The 18,904-nt window shown below is 46.3% G+C and carries 16 protein-coding genes and 1 pseudogene; 9 read left to right on the forward strand and 8 right to left on the reverse strand.

Features of this window, described 5'->3' with window-relative positions; all coding sequences use genetic code 11:
- Window positions 1-53 precede the first annotated feature (53 nt).
- Window positions 54-902, reverse strand: coding sequence for a lipase secretion chaperone (locus tag AC6I8U_RS20675; RefSeq protein WP_498019548.1), 849 nt, complete (start codon window positions 900-902; stop codon window positions 54-56).
- 2 nt (window positions 903-904) lie between these two features.
- Window positions 905-1,822, reverse strand: coding sequence for a lipase family alpha/beta hydrolase (locus AC6I8U_RS20680; protein ID WP_498019613.1), 918 nt, complete (start codon window positions 1,820-1,822; stop codon window positions 905-907).
- A 243-nt stretch (window positions 1,823-2,065) separates the two neighbouring features.
- Here AC6I8U_RS20680 and AC6I8U_RS20685 point away from each other — a divergent pair.
- A pseudogene (locus tag AC6I8U_RS20685) lies at window positions 2,066-3,246 on the forward strand (sphingomyelin phosphodiesterase).
- On the forward strand, window positions 3,243-4,214 hold the full coding sequence (locus AC6I8U_RS20690) for a chromosome partitioning protein ParA (protein ID WP_498019549.1): 972 nt from the start codon (window positions 3,243-3,245) through the stop codon (window positions 4,212-4,214). The pseudogene AC6I8U_RS20685 and the gene AC6I8U_RS20690 overlap by 4 nt, the downstream one beginning before the upstream one ends.
- A 78-nt stretch (window positions 4,215-4,292) precedes the next feature.
- On the opposite strand, the gene AC6I8U_RS20695 is transcribed toward AC6I8U_RS20690, so the two are convergent.
- Window positions 4,293-5,309, reverse strand: a complete 1,017-nt coding sequence (locus AC6I8U_RS20695; protein ID WP_498019550.1) for a LacI family DNA-binding transcriptional regulator — start codon at window positions 5,307-5,309, stop codon at window positions 4,293-4,295.
- 140 nt (window positions 5,310-5,449) lie between these two features.
- Between AC6I8U_RS20695 and manD the strand changes: the two genes are divergently transcribed.
- From manD to AC6I8U_RS20710, 3 genes are all read left to right on the forward strand, one after another.
- Window positions 5,450-6,667 (forward strand): D-mannonate dehydratase ManD, encoded by a 1,218-nt coding sequence (gene manD / locus AC6I8U_RS20700; protein WP_498019551.1) that lies wholly within the window; start codon window positions 5,450-5,452, stop codon window positions 6,665-6,667.
- Window positions 6,668-6,738: 71 nt separating this feature from the next.
- A complete protein-coding gene (locus AC6I8U_RS20705; protein WP_498019552.1) occupies window positions 6,739-7,869 on the forward strand; it encodes a Gfo/Idh/MocA family protein in 1,131 nt (376 codons plus the stop codon).
- A gap of 106 nt (window positions 7,870-7,975) precedes the next feature.
- Window positions 7,976-9,865 carry a polysaccharide lyase family 7 protein gene (locus AC6I8U_RS20710; RefSeq protein ID WP_498019553.1) on the forward strand — a complete coding sequence of 630 codons (1,890 nt, stop codon included), beginning with the start codon at window positions 7,976-7,978 and terminating at the stop codon, window positions 9,863-9,865.
- A 77-nt stretch (window positions 9,866-9,942) separates the two neighbouring features.
- Here the strand turns inward: AC6I8U_RS20710 and AC6I8U_RS20715 are convergent, their stop codons facing one another.
- From AC6I8U_RS20715 to ahpC (AC6I8U_RS20725), 3 genes are all read right to left on the reverse strand, one after another.
- The gene (locus AC6I8U_RS20715) at window positions 9,943-10,620 is read right to left on the reverse strand and encodes an SDR family oxidoreductase (RefSeq protein ID WP_498019554.1); all 678 of its coding nucleotides are present in this window, start codon (window positions 10,618-10,620) and stop codon (window positions 9,943-9,945) included.
- A gap of 150 nt (window positions 10,621-10,770) precedes the next feature.
- Window positions 10,771-12,363, reverse strand: a complete 1,593-nt coding sequence (gene ahpF / locus AC6I8U_RS20720) for an alkyl hydroperoxide reductase subunit F (protein WP_498019555.1) — start codon at window positions 12,361-12,363, stop codon at window positions 10,771-10,773.
- 216 nt (window positions 12,364-12,579) lie between these two features.
- Window positions 12,580-13,137 (reverse strand): alkyl hydroperoxide reductase subunit C, encoded by a 558-nt coding sequence (gene ahpC / locus AC6I8U_RS20725; protein ID WP_042500071.1) that lies wholly within the window; start codon window positions 13,135-13,137, stop codon window positions 12,580-12,582.
- Window positions 13,138-13,351: 214 nt separating this feature from the next.
- On the opposite strand from ahpC (AC6I8U_RS20725), the gene AC6I8U_RS20730 reads away from it, so the two are divergent.
- Window positions 13,352-14,293 (forward strand): alpha/beta hydrolase fold domain-containing protein, encoded by a 942-nt coding sequence (locus AC6I8U_RS20730; protein WP_498019556.1) that lies wholly within the window; start codon window positions 13,352-13,354, stop codon window positions 14,291-14,293.
- Between the two features lie 351 nt (window positions 14,294-14,644).
- Here AC6I8U_RS20730 and ahpC (AC6I8U_RS20735) read toward each other — a convergent pair whose 3' ends face one another.
- Complete coding sequence (ahpC, locus tag AC6I8U_RS20735) at window positions 14,645-15,202, reverse strand: alkyl hydroperoxide reductase subunit C (RefSeq protein WP_006069782.1); 558 nt, start codon at window positions 15,200-15,202, stop codon at window positions 14,645-14,647.
- 361 nt (window positions 15,203-15,563) lie between these two features.
- Here ahpC (AC6I8U_RS20735) and AC6I8U_RS20740 point away from each other — a divergent pair, with 361 nt between their 5' ends.
- From AC6I8U_RS20740 to msrQ, 3 genes are all read left to right on the forward strand, one after another.
- The gene (locus AC6I8U_RS20740; protein ID WP_498019557.1) at window positions 15,564-15,869 is read left to right on the forward strand and encodes a DUF1330 domain-containing protein; all 306 of its coding nucleotides are present in this window, start codon (window positions 15,564-15,566) and stop codon (window positions 15,867-15,869) included.
- A gap of 180 nt (window positions 15,870-16,049) precedes the next feature.
- Window positions 16,050-17,057 (forward strand): protein-methionine-sulfoxide reductase catalytic subunit MsrP, encoded by a 1,008-nt coding sequence (gene msrP, locus AC6I8U_RS20745; RefSeq protein WP_498019558.1) that lies wholly within the window; start codon window positions 16,050-16,052, stop codon window positions 17,055-17,057.
- Window positions 17,054-17,668, forward strand: a complete 615-nt coding sequence (gene msrQ / locus AC6I8U_RS20750) for a protein-methionine-sulfoxide reductase heme-binding subunit MsrQ (RefSeq protein ID WP_498019559.1) — start codon at window positions 17,054-17,056, stop codon at window positions 17,666-17,668. Before msrP ends, msrQ begins: the two co-directional genes overlap by 4 nt.
- A 99-nt stretch (window positions 17,669-17,767) precedes the next feature.
- On the opposite strand, the gene AC6I8U_RS20755 is transcribed toward msrQ, so the two are convergent.
- Window positions 17,768-18,904 (reverse strand): ROK family protein, encoded by a 1,137-nt coding sequence (locus AC6I8U_RS20755; RefSeq protein WP_498019560.1) that lies wholly within the window; start codon window positions 18,902-18,904, stop codon window positions 17,768-17,770.

Genomic DNA, 18,904 nt, shown 5'->3' on the forward strand with positions numbered 1-18,904 from the left:
AAGCGCGCTTGCCTCTCGGCATTGCGCGCTTTATACCGCAATAGCTCTCATGTTCAGGGTGCCGATATCCGTTTTTGGTCGTAAATTCGCTCCAGCGCTTCGATTCGACGGGTCTGGCGGCTATCAAACAAAGGCTCTCTAAGTTCCGCGATGGCTTGCTCCCGGCCATATTCCGACAACGATTCGTTATCGATAATCTCAGCTCGCGCCAACATATAGCTTTGAACGCTTTGCTCAAACTGTGCCCGTTTTTCATCCAATGCCGCCAACCTTTGGCTCGCTTCAGTACCAACTAATGACTCGCGAACTAAGAACTGACTTTGCGCATCCATAGAGTTTGTCTCATTGAGCGCAGTCAGTAAGCTCGCGTTGTAATAGCTTTGCTGAAGCCCTGGGGACAGTTGCGCTAATTCTTGTTGCCACATCTGCTGGTACTCTTCTGGGCTCTGCGCTATCTGTTTTAGCTCTTTTTGCCTAAGTGCAAGCTCTCGCATTTGGTTTTCTTCTGCAAATAAACGTTGCCGCTCCTCAACGGTAAAAAAGCGCGCTTGAAGTGCCAAGATTTGCTGATGCAGAGCATTGAAGTCTTCCGTTGCACCCAGATCTACCAATGCGGCTTTGTATTGGATGAATTTCTTAAACAGTACAGGGTCCATTCCAGTAGAATTGTCGCTGTAATGTTCAAACCTTTGCTCGATTGTCTTCACGTCAGTTTGACTAGTATCAGACAAAAAGTAATCGAAGGTGTCACGAAGTGACCCCTCATCGACTTGAGTATCCTGTTGAGAGGACGCCTGTATTGGCAGCTCCGAGCTATCGCGGGTTTCAGTCCAAATCCAAGAGCCCGCAACAGCGAGACTGACAACGGACAGGAGCATCAGCACTTTGGTTGTCATTCGCATGGCTAGAGTCCTTGAAGCTGGAGTCGATTGGCGTGTTGTCGGTATAAGGTTTTTGGGTCGGTTTCAAACAAGTGGTGAATACCAAGCAGGCCGTTGATCTCATCAAGATGATTCATTTTGTAATCGTCGCCAATCACCTTACCTAAGTGAGTACTGCACTGACCCACCAGACCATCATTCGGTTCATCAAAGGCCAGTCCTAGGATGAGCATTGCCGGGTCAGCAGGGTCGAGCACATTGGTGTAGGTCGAGGTGCCTGTCCAAGAGTAATAATAAACGCCATTGTCTGCTTGCCAGTCACCATCACCACAGGTTGAAGTCGGTACACCCTCTGGATAATGGGCGTTAAACGCCAGTGACCCCTCTGTTGTGAGCGCTTCAAGTGAGCTCAGTCCGTCTTGCGGTAAATCGGAGCCACCAGAGAGCAAACCAATCAGTGTGGTCAATCCACCCGCTAGTTTTACCGCAATTGCTTCCGCGGCAGAGCCTTCAGGGACGGTACTGCGCACCAAATCTGCCACTTTAGAGCCCTTATTAACACCACCGACACTGGTCACAGAGGCCACCATCTCTGGAGCTACCGAAGCAACATATCTAGCAGTAGGCGCACCATGACTATGTCCAATAAGATTGACCTTTTTCGCGCCAGTAATCGCCAATACACTCTCTACCTGAGTAAGTAATTGCTCACCTCGTACCTCAGAGCTGTTGGTCGCTGAAATCTGCGCGACGAACACTTTAGCTCCATCCTTACTCAACGTTTGCGGGATGCCATAGAAGTAGTCAAATCCCGCTAAGGAATCAAAACCAAATAGCCCATGAACCAAGACTATGGGGTATTTGGTTTGTGTATACCCAGACTGATGACCAAACAGTTTTGCTTGTGCGTTGAGGGCTATTGCCGCACACAAAATAAGCATTGATATGTGTTTCATTACTATCTTCCTTGTCAGACCTCCGATGAGTCAATCAGCGTAGTAGAGCAATTTTTAGGTCGCCAAAGTGCATTTTAAAAAATCTGAAACTGTGCCCACATTTGCATATCAACCTCATTTGAAATGATCACATTCAATCAATAAGCAACTATTGTCATACGGATTTAACGTGCAAGTCATACAGATAAATAAAGAATAATTACTCCACTCTAAACCACGGATATCAAAATGAATTACAACAAGTTAATCCTCTTGTTTGGTAGCTTACTCACGCTACCAAGCGTCGCAGATACCGATGTCTACCTTACGAATAACTCCGCTCAGCCACTGACTATTCAAGTACAACACCAAGGAACCGCAGAGCTCAATTACGGTGAAGAATGGCAACAACATGTGCAAACACTAGGTCCTTGGGAGACCAAGGCAGTGCTTAGTTTCAATCGCTGGGAAGGAGTAAAATCTAATCACACCTATCAGTTTGAGACTGTGGTTTCTAATCCAACGGGTGAGAGCATCACTCTCAGTCAAGTGATGAAGGGACATTGGTACAATTCCACCATCGAATATGGTGTCTCTTCAGCAGATGTCGATCTAGAACTCAAAGATGATCGCGATATACACAGAAAAGCTACCAACGCCTTTGGTAGCGGTACGGAGCTAGCGTTTAAGTCAGTCAAGACGGCTCGTTACGACGATTTTTACTACACCATCACCCCAAAAAAAGTTGATGAAACCATCGACAGCAACGATAAAAACCTAAAGCTGATGACGTACAACATTTGGGCGCTTCCAGCTATCGCTTCACACATAGGCGATCGCTACGAACTGCTGCCCAACTACGTCAAGGGCCATGATGTGCTTGCACTCCAAGAAGTATTTGCTAGCGGCCGAGATGCCTTTCTGCGAGAGTTGGCAAAAGAGTACCCCTACCAAACTAAGATGCTAGATAAAGAAGGCATCAACATCTACGACGGTGGCGTCATTATTGTCAGCCGCTACCCTATCGTTAACGAGGCACAATATGTGTTTCCTGACTGCTCTGGCACTGACTGCTTCGCAGACAAAGGAGTCAATTATGCTGAGGTCATTAAAGGTGGCGAGGCATACCATATCTTTGCTACACACACCGCTTCGTTTGACACGGATACAGCGCGTGCATTTAGGCAAAAGCAGTTTCAACAAATGAAGGCACTCGCGCATTCATTAAATATTCCCGCTCACGAGACCGTGGTTTACAGCGGAGACTTCAATGTTAACAAGCGAAAATTCCCAGATGATTACCAGCAGATGATTGCCAACTTGAGCGCCATCGAGCCAATGTATTCTGGCTACGCTCAACCGACGATAGCTTGTGGAAGCATTACAACCTGTCAGATCATTTCCCAGTTGCGGCGGCGATTAAGCCATGAAGCGCCTGGTCTTATTAACTGTGTCCGTCATTTTGACGGGCACAGTGATGCTGTATGTTAACAGTATTAACCCGCCTCTCACCCAAGACACGCCCCCCAAAAGAGCAGAAGAAGACACAAACAACGCCGTTCTGATTACTGATTCAACGAGTAAAGTCTCTGCTGGCAGACCTACATTACCAAAGACTAGAAAACAAGATCGGCTAACTACCAGCCTTGAACACTACGCTCATCAGCTTGAATCTACAAAAGGTAAAATGCTCATTGAGTCACTCGAGTCCTTCTGGCGCACCTGTTTGTCTCAGAGTAACTGCGAGGACAGCCTCATCGCTCTAAGGCAAATCATGACCCCACATTACTTTGAGCTTACCAAAAACTATCCTGAGCTCAGTCGACTGTGGCAGCAAAGGCTTGGCACTGTGGTCTTTGAAAGCAATCAGTCACTAGCATCACGTATCGCTCAATTTAAACACCAAGCTAAACTTGTATGGGGAGAATGGGCAGAGGTTTTGCTGAGCGATGAATTTGCGGCTTATGATTTCCAACTAAAACAGCAAGACCTGACACTAGAAAGTCCAACGCAATATCGTGAGGCGTTTGAGGCGCTTTTAGAAGCATCCCAAGAACATGATTTAGGCTTGAACACCGATGTAGCGAAGTTCGAAAAAGCGGTGAGTTCATTACCAGACAGTATGAGTGAAAATGAAAAAAGCGCCTTTATTGCTGAACTTGAACGTACCTATTTGTCGCCGCAGCAGAGAGAGGATATTCGAAACAGGGAGCGGCAAGTGACGACACAGCAAAATAGAATCCGAGACTACCACATCGAACTCAATCAGCTTGAAAGTCAGCTCTCGCGGCAAAGAAAAACTGATTATGCAGGGCTCACCGACGCTCAATGGCAGACGCTCTATCAACAGAAAATCAGCGAGTTCCGACAAAGGTTCTTTGCTAGCAATAATAGTTAGGTCATTTCGGCGGTGATGATTGAACATACGTCAAACGAATAACTCAACGCGAGGGCACTAAAAGGCCCCTGCTATTTCTTATGAAATCATCGGAACCGAACAGGAGCTGCGTCTTACCAATGTACAAGGTACAACCACTTTATGCGGCTTATCATGGTGTTCTGACACCGCCTCTATCGCTAGTTTTGCTGTCTCCCACCCAATCTGATAAGCGTCTTGCTTAACAACTGAAACTGGCACTTTAAACAGATCCACCATAGGGATCTCATCAAAACCTATTACCGATAGTTGACCAGGAATGTCGATATCTGCTTTGTTGAGTGCGTGAAGTAGATCCGTTGTAATGGCTAAGTGCTGAGTGAAGACTGCAGTTGGCGCTTCATCGGCATTCAGGGTAAGTGTTGGATCTTGCTGGAAGCCTGTTTCCCGATCCCAATATTGAACCCAGCTTTGTGCAGGAGTGATGTTGTGTTTACTAAGTGCATCCACATACCCTTGATATCTCGCCTGTCTCGATAAGCTACTAGAAAAATCCTGAGTTAAAAAACCAATACGTCGGTGACCAAGTTGAATCAAATACTCGGTTGCCTGAAAGGCCGCCTCTTGATAGTCAGAGAGTACGATATGCCCCGGACTGTCCTTGTACTCCAACTGGAACTGGACGATGGGCGTACCCGTAGATGAGTACTGATTGATAAGTTCTGAGTTTTGCCCCGATGAGGTAATAATGATGCCGTCGACGCACATCTGCTTTAGAGATTGCAGTGCCCGTTTCTCGGCTTCAGCATCAAAATCACTGTTGTAAATCAGAACGTTATATCCTTGTTCTTTACAGTAATCATCGATACCGCGCATAACACGACTGGTGTTGTAGCCCGTGATATCTCGAACCACGACACCTATTGTTTTGGTCTTCTCTACTTTTAAGCTTCTCGCAATTGGGTTTGGTACATAGTTCAAGTCTTTGATCGCCTGCTCGATCCTCAGTTTTGTATCGGCGGACATATGGCCAAATCGTCCATTGAGGTACTGGGATACGGTGCTCTTCGACACCCCAGCATGGGTGGCTACATCGACAATTCGAACTTTCTTCATACAGGCTTCTTATAAAAACGTTAACTACATCAAAATCAGATCGTTGACATTCTATTCGTGGATCCTGATGATATCAAGTAAACCGATTTACCAAATCGATTTACTAAACCGGTTTGGAAAAATGACTAAGAGAGAATGAGATGAAAATTGAAGACATCAAAATATTTGTAACCAACCCGGGTAGAAACTTTGTCACAGTCAAGGTAGAGACGGATGAAGGTGTATATGGTTTAGGTGATGCGACAGTCAACGGCCGTGAGATGGCCGTAGCAACTTACCTCGAAGAACACGTGAAACCTTGTTTGATCGGTCGCGATGCTCATTGCATTGAAGATATCTGGCAATACCTTTACATGGGAGTGTACTGGCGCAGAGGCCCTATCACTATGGCTGCTATTGCGGCGATAGATATGGCTCTTTGGGACATCAAAGGTAAGGTCGCGGGCCTACCTGTATACCAACTTCTTGGTGGTAAGTGCCGTACTGGCGTTAAACTCTACGCTCATGCCAATGGTGAAACTATCGAAGATACACTCGACAAGGCTGAGCAATGTATTGAGCAAGGCTTTAAAGCCGTGCGTCTGCAATGTGCCATACCAGGTCTTAAAGAGACCTATGGAGTATTGGGCGACAAAAAGGACTATTTCGAGCTCCAAGGTAATCGCCCCCTACCACCAGAGCAAGAGTGGTCAACCAGCAAGTACTTCAAATTGGTCCCTGAATTATTTGAACAAGCAAAAGCACGCTTTGGTGACCAAGCTGAATTCTTACATGATACACACAGCCGGCTTACCCCTATTGAATCAGCCAAGCTAGGGCAGATGTTAGAACCCTATAACCTGCTGTTCTTGGAAGACGCTTCCATCGCCGAGAACCAAGAAAACTACAAACTTATCCGTCATCACACTACCACGCCTCTCGCACTCGGAGAGACCTACAACACCGTATGGGATTGCAAAGATCTTATCCAAAATCAATGGATTGACTATATCCGCACTGCAGCTACTCACGCGGGTGGAATCACGGGAATGAAGAAAATAGCTGACTTTGCTGCAGTGTACAACGTGAGAACTGCACCTCACGGTGCCCCAGATCTTTCTCCTATCTGTTTTGCTGCTCATATGCATCTCAATATCTCGACACACAACTTTGGTATTCAAGAGTTTGTAGGGTTTGGAAATGAAACGTGTCAATCCATCTTCAAGCATGACATGAAGCTGGAAAACGGCATGATTCTAGTCAGTGACGCACCGGGACTTGGGGTGGAATTTGATGAGCAAGAAGCCGAGAAGTATGAGTACAAGCGCTCATATCTTCCTGTTAGTCGCTTGGAAGATGGCACACTTTGGCACTGGTAAGGGAATTGCGGAAGCTGGAGATCACACCGTGGTCTCCTGATACTGACTTAATAAAGTTTTGGGAGTAATACATGAAAAAGGTACTGATATATGGAACTGGATTTGCAGGACAGGGGCATACTACGGCGTTTCGTGATGCGGGAGCAGAGGTCGTAGGCATTGTAGGGCGTACTGAGAGCGTTGTGGATGACGTCGCTCAAAAGCTATCGATCCCCTACTCGGGCACAAACTGGTCTCTGGCGTTAGAGCTTTGCAAGCCTGACATTGTCTCTATTGCTACGCCGGGTGGCGCTCATGTTTCTGCAATAAAAGAAGCAATTGCATTTGGCTGCCATGTTTTTTGCGACAAGCCTTTAACTGAGAGTGGCGAAACAGCCATCGAGGTTTATCAGCTAGCAAAACAAAAAGGTGTAAAAACCGCCTTTGCGTCTAGCTTTCGCTATATGCCTGAAATCCTCCATGCGAAAAGACTGATCGCGGACGGTGCTATTGGTGAGCCAACGGAGGTCGAGTGTATTTCGCACTTTAACCTCGACCGTCACATTCCATTCGGGTGGTCTCATCGTAGTGAAGCCGGAGGTGGCCGCTTGAATAACAACTTCACTCACCTACTATCTATTGTCACATCGGTTCTCGGAGAGGAAATCTTATCCATTTGTGGTGAAGTACGTAACGATATGCCGACAGCGCCAGTGGTTGAAGGGGTCCACAATTTCACGGAACGTCGAAACTTTATCCCTAAAGACATCAACGACCCTGAGTTAGAATGGAAAGCATGTGATGTAGAATGGTCATATACAGTCATGGCTCAGATAGGCAGCCCTTTGGCATCCCAACCAGTCTCAGTATTATTTAAACATGGTGGATTAACACCAAGGTTTCACGATGACCATATCGTTTTCCATGGCAACGCAGGCTCCATCTATATCAAGGGGCACTATGGGGACGGTCCGTTATATCTATTCAAAAACGGCGAGTGGCAAGAGATACCGCTACCAACCGATATTTCACAATCACTGCCAGATATCGAGTGTGATACCCAAAGAAGCTGGACACATCTCGCCAAACTGTTTGTGAGTGATATTTCCGGACTAAAAGTTGAGCCCTATCAGTCCTTTGAAGATGGATGTCGATATCAGTTGATCATTGATTTAATTAGAAAAAACGATCGTTGGGTCGACGTAAGCAACCTGTTGCTATGAAGATTAAGCAAAACGTAGATTAAGTCACAATTTCATCTACAGATCATTCCAAATATTTGTATTACAAATAGTATAATCAGCAAATGATAATAAGTATGATTATATTATGAAAAAGACTGCACTCATTAGTTGTTTACTTCTAACGCCAGCGTTTCTCGCTGGCTGTGGCGGAGAATCTGATACCTCTGCCACACCTTCAAACCCAGGAATCACCGACCCAGCGGAACCTGAAGAACCCACCGACCCAAGTGAACCGGTCGATCCTACTGACCCTGTAGATCCTGTTGACCCGGTAGTAAAACCGGTTGCGCCATCTTTGTACTCTAAGTACGACGCCGTGCTAACCGCGTCGAAACTTCAGCGCTCAGACCCATCAAAAGACGACGGTAACAAGTCTGATGTAGCCGATAACGATGATCTCATGGTCGGTTACTATGATGAGTATTTCTATGCCGATGAAAATACTAAAGACCTGATTTTTAAAATGAGCGGTAATAGCAATCGCTCAGAGCTTCGAGTTAATGAAAACTTTGATACTAGCGAAACTGGCGTATCACGAACGTTGAGCACCAGTTTCCAACCTATTGATATCAAAAATGTTCTCGAACAGAGTGTTGATGGCGATGAAGTGACCTTTCTGCAAGTTCATAACAAAGGAACGAGCTCAGATGGCACTGGCTACATTCCACACCCATTATTGCGCGTTACCTACGAATTAGAGCGAAACGGCGAGATGGGACACTATTGGGCAGTGCTAAAGGTCAATGCTCTCGATTGCAGTAGCAGCAGTGAGCATGCTGGTTCAAGCGATTGCAACAACGCCTATCAGCGTATCGACCTTGGTGAAGCAAATCTTGATGTGATGACCGATATGGACATCACCATCCAAGAAGAGCGCCTAGTTATCGAAGTAGACGGCGTACAAAAACTATATCACGATATTAGCTATTGGGCTGATCTACTCAGCTACTTTAAAGCGGGCGTCTACAACCAATACGATGATGGCGACGGTATCATTACTTGGTCTGAGGTGAGATTTTCTAAGCTCGAGGTTCAGCAAGAGAGCTTTGAACAAGGCATTAACTGGGATATCGACCAATGGAAAATCACCATCCCTGTCAGCAAATCTGAGTGGGACTCCAGTGAAAGTAGTAGCTCTGCCGCTGAGTTCAAGCCGTATCATTGCTATAGCTCTCCAGAGTCAGAAGAGTTTGTTTTCAACAATGACTCCGACATCCTTTATCACTATGACTCAGGCGACATTTCGTTTTTCAAAGTCGTTGATAACCGTGTTCACTTCGCCACAGACATGGGCTACGGCACATCGACGTCTAACAGCAGCTATATTCGCTCAGAGTTTAGAGAGCTCTTTAATGCGCAAGCGCTAGACACATGTAGCACGAGCTCTGATGCCACCAGCTGGAAAATCAATGACTCAGCGACGGGGACGGATGTCCACACGCTCACTTCGACTCTGAGAATCGATGACTATCCTCAGATCTCAGGACAAGATCCTAAAGTCGTCGTCGGTCAGGTGCACGGCTGGGAAATCAGCCAAGCTCTAGTTAAGCTACTGTGGGAAGGGGAATCGAAACCCACACGTGTGATACTTAACCAAGACTTCTTCACGGACAATAAAAAGTGCTCGGACAACGAAGATGGCTGTGACGATTGGCCTTTCAGTGTCGAAATGGGTACCTACGCTGCCAATGAAGAGTGGCAGTATCAGATTACCGTCGATGACAACGGCATCACTTTGATGACGCAAAAAGAGAACGGCGAAGATAAAGTTGAGCGTTTTCTTGGCTGGGGCGTTGCGTACTCCGATACCAAAGATGGTGACACGATTACCATGAGCACGGACTGGGCAGAGCCAGAGATCGCCTACTACTTCAAGGCGGGTCTCTACCCTCAATTCAAGCCAGATAGTGACAATGCCGGACAACGATTTGAGGCAAGCTTCTCTCAAATAGAGATAGAACACACGGCGAACTAACGAATAACGCTTTTCCCCACTCCAAAAGAAAAAGGCACTGCTCAAATTGCAGTGCCTTCGTTTATCTTACGATGTCGTTACTCAATCTCAACCATAGGTCTGAACGTCATCTCATGCATGACAACATCCGCAGGTAACTCTAAGACCTGAATCACCGCTTTAGCAACACTGGCTGGGTGCATATATTCTGGTCGCTCTGCTTCACGAAAGTTGGTGTCAGTGCCACCAGGGAATAGCGAGGTCACTTTGATGCCATGCGGCTGCGCTTCTTTCATCAAAATAGCACTAAATCCTGCCAAACCTTGTTTCATCGCCGAGTAGATACTCATGGTTTCGTTGGCACGCTTAGCCGCAGTGCTCACTACATTGATGATTTGTCCCGACTTGTTCGGCTTCATCACTTTAAGTGCTTCACGGCTCAGAAGTGCGGGCGCACGAAGGTTAATGGCATATTGCTCTTCGAATTCTTCTAGCGTGAACTCTTCAATCGGGCATTTGCGAGAAATCATACCTGCATTGTTGATCAGCACATCAATGGTGCCTACCAACTCAATGGCTTTGTTGAACAGGCTTACGGTTTGTTCTGCATCGCTCAAGTCTGCCGCCACTACCTCGCAGCCTGTTTCTTGTTTTAGTGCCGAAAGCTTCTCTTTATTGCGGCCGCTGGCGACGACCGAGAAGCCTTTCTCGCACAGTTGTTTAGTGAGCTCATAGCCGATGCCGCTCGTGGCACCTGTAAGAAGGATATTTTTCATTGTCTGTCTCGTTATAAGTCTGCGTTTTCCATACAGTAGCAAAGATAGCAATGGAAAAGCAGTGAGTTACTGTAAATAACGTTTAATCGCAGTGCTTTCGAAACACAAAAAAGCGCCACCTCAAAGGTAGCGCTTTTTACTCGGTTCAGATTAAGCTTCTACGGCGACTTTCACTGGAGCTGGATTACGAATCAAGAAATCAAAGGCTCCCAAGCTCGCTTTTGCACCTTCGCCCATTGCGATGATGATTTGCTTGTAAGGCACAGTCGTCACATCGCCCGCGGCAAACACGCCTTTCATGCTGGTTGCGCCATGAGCATCAACTTCAATCTCACCGCGTGGCGAAAGCTCAACTTTTGTACCTTTTAGCCATTCACTGTTTGGCACTAGACCGATTTGAACAAAGATACCCGCAAGCTCGATTTGCTTGATTTCATCTGTGTTGCGATCTTTGTACTCAAGACCTGTCACGCGAGTACCGTCACCAAGAACTTCTGTCGTTTGAGCCATCGTGATGATATCGATGTTTGGCATGCTGTTCGCTTTGTCGATAAGCACTTGGTCTGCGCGAAGTACGTCCGCAAATTCTAGAACCGTAACGTGCTCAACAATACCTGCTAGGTCAATCGCCGCTTCGATACCTGAGTTACCGCCGCCGATAACCGCTGTACGCTTGCCTTTGAATAGTGGGCCATCACAGTGTGGGCAGTAAGCCACGCCTTTGTTACGATACTCTTGCTCACCTGGGACGTTCATTTCACGCCAGCGTGCACCCGTACTTGTGATGACAGAGCGAGCTTTTAGCACTGCGCCACTTTCTAGTACCACGTGGGTGTAACCATCTTCAGTATCTTCTGCATCGATGATGTTTGCAGCACGCTGCTCTGTGATGACTTCAACGCCGTACTCTTTAACGTGCTCTTCTAAACTTGCCACCAGCTTAGGACCTGTGGTCGCTTTCACTGAAATAAAGTTCTCGATTGCCATAGTATCCATCACCTGACCACCAAAGCGATCGGCAACCACACCAGTGCGAATACCTTTACGCGCTGCATAGATAGCCGCTGAAGAGCCAGCAGGACCACCACCGACAACCAGTACATCAAACGGCGCAGTTTCATTTAGCTGATTGGCTTTTTTCTCTGCTGCACCTGTGTCGACTTTGTTTAGGATTTCATTCAGTGACATACGGCCTTGACCAAATAGTTCACCGTTAATGAACACGCTTGGTACCGCCATGATATCGCGCTGTTTCACTTCATCTTGGAATGCAGCACCGTCGATCATCGTGACGTTAACCAGCGGGTTAATGGCTGCCATCATGTTGAAGGCTTGAACCACTTCTGGACAGTTTTGGCATGATAGAGAGATAAAGATCTCAACGTCCAATGGTGAGTTCAGCTCTGCGATTTGCTGGATAGTTTCAGCTTCTAGCTTAATAGGGTGACCACCTGTGTGCAGTAGCGCTAGCACAAGTGACGTAAATTCGTGACCCATTGGCAGACCGGCAAAACCGATTGAGGTGCCCTTTTCTGGGTTTACAACGCGCATTACTGGCTTGCGCGGGCTTGCAGCATCGTCGCGAACGACGTCAATTTTGCTGCTAAGTGATGCGATGTCATTAGCAAGAGATTCGATCTTGCTTGCCGTATCACTGTCATCAAGGCTTAGAACCAATTGAACTTGGGTTTTAACGTTTTCTAGATACGCTTTTAATTGCTGCTTCATTGCTTGATCTAACATACTGATACCTATTCTATAAGACTGCTTAACATCAGAAGGAATTTAAAAAGGGATAACGAAAAGGGGACCCTTTTGATGTTGAATTAATAATGTATTTAAAGGGTGCACGCCCCCACTTTTACAAGCCAATGGTAGAAGCCAGAAAAGTGACTACGGGGCGTGCAACACGGACACGAATGTCGTTTATTGCTGCGTTTGGTTAAACTCTACGAGCGTTTAGATTTTGCCTACTAGGTCTAGAGATGGTGCTAGTGTCTCTTCACCTTCTTTCCATTTCGCTGGGCAAACTTCACCAGGGTTAGCCGCTACGTATTGTGCTGCTTTCACTTTACGCATTAGGTCTTCTGCGTCACGGCCGATGCCTTCTGCTGTGATTTCCATTGCTTGGATAACGCCTTCTGGGTCAACAAGGAACGTCGCGCGGTCTGCTAGACCTTGACCTTCACGCATTACACCGAAGTTGTTAGTGATAGTGCCTGTTTGGTCGCCAACCATGTAGTAGTTGATTTTGCCGATAGTGTCTGAGCTGTCGTGCCACGCTTTGTGAGTGAAATGCGTGTCTGTTGATACTGAGTAAACCTCAACACCGCGCTCTTGAAGCTCTGCATAGTGGTCTGCAAGATCGCCAAGCTCTGTTGGGCAAACGAATGTGAAATCAGCTGGGTAGAAGAAAAATACGGCCCATTTGCCTTTCACGTCTTGCTCTGTGATTTCTACAAAATCGCCCTGTTTGAATGCTGTTGCTGAAAATGGCTTGATAGTGGTGTTAATCATAATTTTTACTCTCTCAAAATGTTTGTTTTGGCACTGTCCTGCGCCGATGTAGATAGTTTGCAACAGCCACTTGTTTTTGAAAATTCGTCCTTTCCTATCTATTTGATAGGAAATTCCTATTAAGATTTGATCCTTATCGAGACTTCTATACACAAGGAAGATTAAAATCACTTTCATCTCAGAAACGGTTTCAAAAATAGAGTATTCACGACGTATGAGAAAGACGAGAGCGCACAACTACATAGCTCCGAAGGAAATGACTTTCGATGAATTTCCAGAGAGCACGTTGACTGCCGATGGAATGAAGGTGATTAAAGCTGACTACTCATTGCCGTACAGCAAAGTGGAAAAAGTTAAGTACGCTGAAAAATCTGAAATGGCACTGCATCTAAATATGATTACACCAGAATTCACGGAAGAATCGATTAAGAAGCTTCCTTTGATTTTGTATGTACAAGGCTCAGCTTGGTTACAGCAGAACCTAGAGTCTAAAATAGTGCAGCTCGGTAAGTTTAGTGAGCGTGGATATATCGTCGCTATTGTCGAATATCGGCCTACGACTATCGATCCGTTTCCAGCACAAATAAAAGATGCTAAAACCGCATATCGATATCTGGTCAGCCATGCCGAACAATACAATATCGACACTGACAAAATAATCATCTGGGGTGACTCCTCGGGGGGACACACGGCTTCAATGGTCGGATTAACGATGACCGAATCAATGCTTGATGATGAGTGCCCATCAGAGCTGCCAATACAAATCAAAGCCGTTATTAACTATTATGGCCCGACTGATATCACTCAGATGCACACTGAACCTTCCACTTGTGACCATCAAACATCCAACTCACCAGAAGGGCGACTAATTGGTGGGCGCGCAGTGTACGAACATACGGAGCTCGCCAGTAAAACAAATCCGATAAATTATGTCGACAAGCATAAGGAAATTCCGCCATTTCTAATATTCCACGGTAGCAAGGATCGGCTAGTCCCATTCGGTCAGAGTGTGCTGTTTTTTGAGGCTTTAAAGAGGGCGGAAAAAGAAGTTGAGTTCTATCAGCTCAAAGGGGCGGACCATGGCAATGCTCCGTTTTGGACACCGCAAGTTCTCGACATTGTGGATAGTTTTATTTCTGAATACATCAAAAACTGAGATTACTATAAATGGTGACAGTTAGTTTAATGGTATCAGACGCCAAACTGCTCCCAAAATGACAGAGGAGCCTTAGAGTATTGCGACCACCACGGGTGAAAAAAACGAAAGCGTCGACTATCACTTTCTTCCATCACATACTAAGTCGGAAGCCAAGTCCCGATTTTACAAAAGGTGAACTGTTCAAAATGCATCAATCTAATGAATAGATATCAAAACTGGGGAAGTGAGAATTTCAGAGGTACAAAAGGCTGCACGCCCCTACTCTAAATTGCCAATGGTAGAAGCAATATAGAGCTATTGGGGCGTGCAACACGAACTCGAAAAACCGGTTTACATCAAGCGATACGCTTAGATTTTACCAACTAGGTCTAGAGATGGCGCTAGTGTTTCTTCGCCTTCTTTCCATTTTGCTGGGCAAACTTCACCTGGATTAGCTGCTACGTATTGTGCTGCTTTCACTTTACGCATTAGGTCTTCTGCGTCGCGGCCGATACCTTCTGCTGTAATCTCCATTGCTTGGATTACGCCTTCTGGGTCAACTAGGAAGGTCGCGCGGTCTGCTAGACCTTGACCTTCACGCATCACACCGAAGTTGTTAGTGATAGTGCCGGTTTGGTCGCCAACCATGTAGTAGTTGATTTTACCGATAGTGTCTGAGCTGTCGTGCCAAGCTTTGTGAGTGAAGTGCGTGTCTGTTGATACTGAGTAAACTTCTACGCCACGCTCTTGAAGCTCTGCATAGTGGTCTGCAAGGTCACCAAGCTCTGTTGGGCACACGAATGTGAAGTCTGCTGGGTAGAAGAAGAATACAGCCCACTTACCTTTCACATCTTGCTCTGTGATTTCTACGAATTCGCCTTGTTTGAATGCGGTTGCTGAAAATGGCTTGATAGTCGTGTTGATCATAATTTTACTCTCTCAATATGGTCTTGTTATCTGATTTGGCACTGTCCTGCGCCGATGGAGTTATATTGCAACGAGAGCGCGTTTTTGAAAATTCGTCCTTCCCTATCTATTCAATTGGTAAATCCTATCAAACCGTCATTGTGGTGAAACATCATGGCTAGATTAGTGTTAACAGAGTTTGAACCCTGCTAAACTCGCAGCGCGGCTGCACACTTCACCAGTCAAATCATCAATCAAATCTAAAAACTGATTCTATTTCCAGCGCCATTATCAAAACTATCAAATGAATCTATGCTCTATTCCAGTTGCCAAGCAATGAACTGACCACCATCAGAATGCAAACACAATAACGGAGCAGATTATGTCTACTTACTATTCAGTACTTGAAGTTACCCCAACCAACCAAGATTGGGTTGCCGATTACATCGGTCCCGCTAACAAACTTGTCGCTCAATATGGTGGTAAGTATCTTGCCCGCACCAACAGTAACGAACGCCTTGAGGGCAACGGTGAAGATCCAGCATTAAGAATTATCATTGAGTGGCCATCGAAAGATGCGGCGATTGGGTTTATGAATGATCCTGGCTATGTTCCGCACCTCAAGGCTCGTACCGCGGGTTCGATTAGTCATCACTCGTTGATTGAGGCAAAAGACGACTTAGCGTGATTCAGTAAAAAATGCCTTTCCGAAAGAAAGGCATTTTTTATGCGTTGCGGCCATTGATGAAGCATACGTTCAAAGAAACCGCTCCCCTATGAAAGACTTTTTGCTCTGACTCGGTCTGGTTAAGTCTATAAACGACAAAATCGTCGCTTGCGAGCGCGTGAGCATCATCAGGGGAAGAGAATGTTAATCAAGAAGAATCATCGCTGGGCATTATCGGAGAACGACGCTACACCAGAGTCGGTTTACAAAAAGCGTCGCGCGATACTGAAAAAACTTGGGATTGCTGTGGTAGGAATGCCGCTTGCGGCTAATGCCCAAGCTGGGATCTTTGATATTTTCTCCTCTAAAGAGACGAAAGCAGCAACCGACCCAAGAGTAAACCTTAACGTCACCAAACCCGAACAATATCAAGCTAATTTATCACTCACCCCTGAAAACAAGGTGCTCAAATACAACAACTTTTACGAGTTTGGTACCGATAAAGCCGACCCTGCTAACAATTCGTCTGAATTTATCACCGACCCATGGACAGTAGAAATCGACGGGTTGGTCAACAACCCAATCAAGCTCGACTACGACGACATCTTTAACACGTTTACGCTCGAAGAGCGCATCTACAGATTGCGCTGCGTCGAGGCTTGGTCGATGAACATTCCGTGGATCGGGTTTCCGCTTGCCGACCTTATTAAGATGGCAGACCCTCAAAGCGGCGCTAAATACGTTGCGTTTGAAACACTCTACGATCCTAAACAGTTTCCTGCCCAACGCTCATGGAGCAGCATTGATTACCCTTATGTCGAAGGATTAAGACTCGATGAGGCAACGAACCCGCTCGCGCTTATCTCCGTTGGGCTCTACGGCAAAACGCTCGCTCCGCAAAACGGTGCACCGTTACGACTTGTTGTACCGTGGAAGTACGGATTTAAGAGCATTAAGTCTATCGTCCGTATTCGTCTCACAGATAAAGAGCCGCCAACGACATGGAACCGCTCTGCGCCAAGTGAGTACGGTTTTTATGCCAACGTCAATCCACAGGTCGACCACCCAAGATGGAGCCAAGCGAGCGAGCGCTTTATTGGTGAGGGAAGCGTGCTGAGCAGTCGCAGACAACCTACCTTGATGTTCAACGGCTATGAAGAAGAGGTAGCGCATCTATACAAAGATATGGACTTGAGGAAGTTCTATTGATGAAACTTACCCCAAAGTCGATTATCGCGCTAAAGGTACTCATTCATACGGTGTCGCTCGGCTTTTTTGCATTATTAGTGATAGCCATCATCAATGACAGCTTGGGTGGTGACCCAGTGCAGTACATCATTCATTTCACTGGTATCAGTGCGCTCAATACCTTGTTTATCACCCTACTAGTTTCACCGCTGGCACGATGGAGTAAACAAGGGTTGTTGGTCCGAGTACGAAGATTACTCGGGCTCTACAGCTTCTTCTGGGCAGTGTTGCACCTCATCGCCTTTGCAACATTAGATCTCGGATTAGACTGGAGCCTACTCGCTTCTGAGATAGTGAAACGACCTTACTTGACTGTGGGTGCCGCAGTCTGGATTATTTTGCTGCTGCTATCGATCACATCAACACAAGCCATGATGCGTAAGTTGGGAGCAAAGTGGCAAAAGCTGCACAATTGGGTCTACTTGGCAGCAATACTAGCGCCTATTCACTTCTATTGGTCAGTGAAGTCTGAAGTCACTGAACCAGCGATATATCTAGTCGGTGCTGGGCTGCTTTTGATAGCACGTGGGAAAGTGCTAAAGAAAAGATTAGGGTTTCTCGCAAAACGATAGTTCTTGCTGCGATAGCCCCTGGAATTTGTATCGAGCAAGCCGCCTAATCACCTTTGCTCAAGGTTTTTGGCGGCAAGAATTCAAACCAGATAAAGGCTTTTAAACTGAACCCATAAGACGTTTTTTAATGGGTAGCAGTGATGCACCCTTAACCTCAGCACCAATGGCAATATCCGAGAAATACAGCGTTGGTGATGGGTAGCCGAGTAGCATCTGCTCTCCAATCACTTTATTGATTGAGATTTCGAATAACCGCTTCACGTCATTAGGTGCATGGCCACCGATTACGATAGCGCTAGGATCAAATACCCCCAAAAAGGCTCGAATAGAGCGAATCAGCATAGGTTCAACCGATTGATACCAGTTCATCACCAAAGGCATGTTCGCTTTTACTGTTTGGTCTAGGTCATCACTGGTTTCGACACCTTGCTCAGAGAGATAGCGCAGTAGATTTGACATGGCAGGGCGCACCAAGCGTTCTTCTTCAGTGAAAGTACGTCCGATTTGCCCAGCATTATTGAGCCCACCTGACATCAGTTCATTACGCCAAACCAGGCCGCTGCCATAACCATAACCAAACGACAGGTAGAGGAAGCTATTGAACTGCTTGCCTTGCCCTAACATCAACTCCGCGACAGCCGCACAATTCGCACTGTTATCGATCCAAACCGGTATCGACAATTGCTGACTCAATTGCGTCGCGTAGTCCATCTTAGGCCAATCACCAAACGCATCAAAGACTTCAGAGCCGGCCTCCAGTTTGGCTCGAAAGCTCGGAAGAGCAACACCCATACCCAATAGTTGATAGGGATAGATGTTGTTTTGCGCCAACTGGTCATAGACGGCACGGTACAAGTTTTCAAAAGCCGCTTCACTATAGTAGTTTTCTACGTCTAGTCGTGACTCCGACACGGTTTCCCCTGTAAGGTCAACGATACTCATGTAGATCCCCTGCCCCTTAACAAAGCTCAACCCCAATGAGTAATACTGCCTAGCATTGATTCGCACCGAAGGGCTAGGTTTTCCGCGCCCCTTAGCAATAGGGTCTCCCAATACAAACACCTGCTTCTCGAGTAACGCCTCGACAATTCGGTGAGTGGATTGTTGCGTGAATGGCACTTTGGCAGTGATGTCGCCTCGTGAAATGATCTTTTCATTCCAAACCACGCCCACGACCAGTTTCTCGTTATCCGAAAGCTCGATCTGTGCATATGGGTGAGATAAAGGTTCAGTCAT

This window comes from Vibrio sp. KUL80, assembly GCF_059725495.1.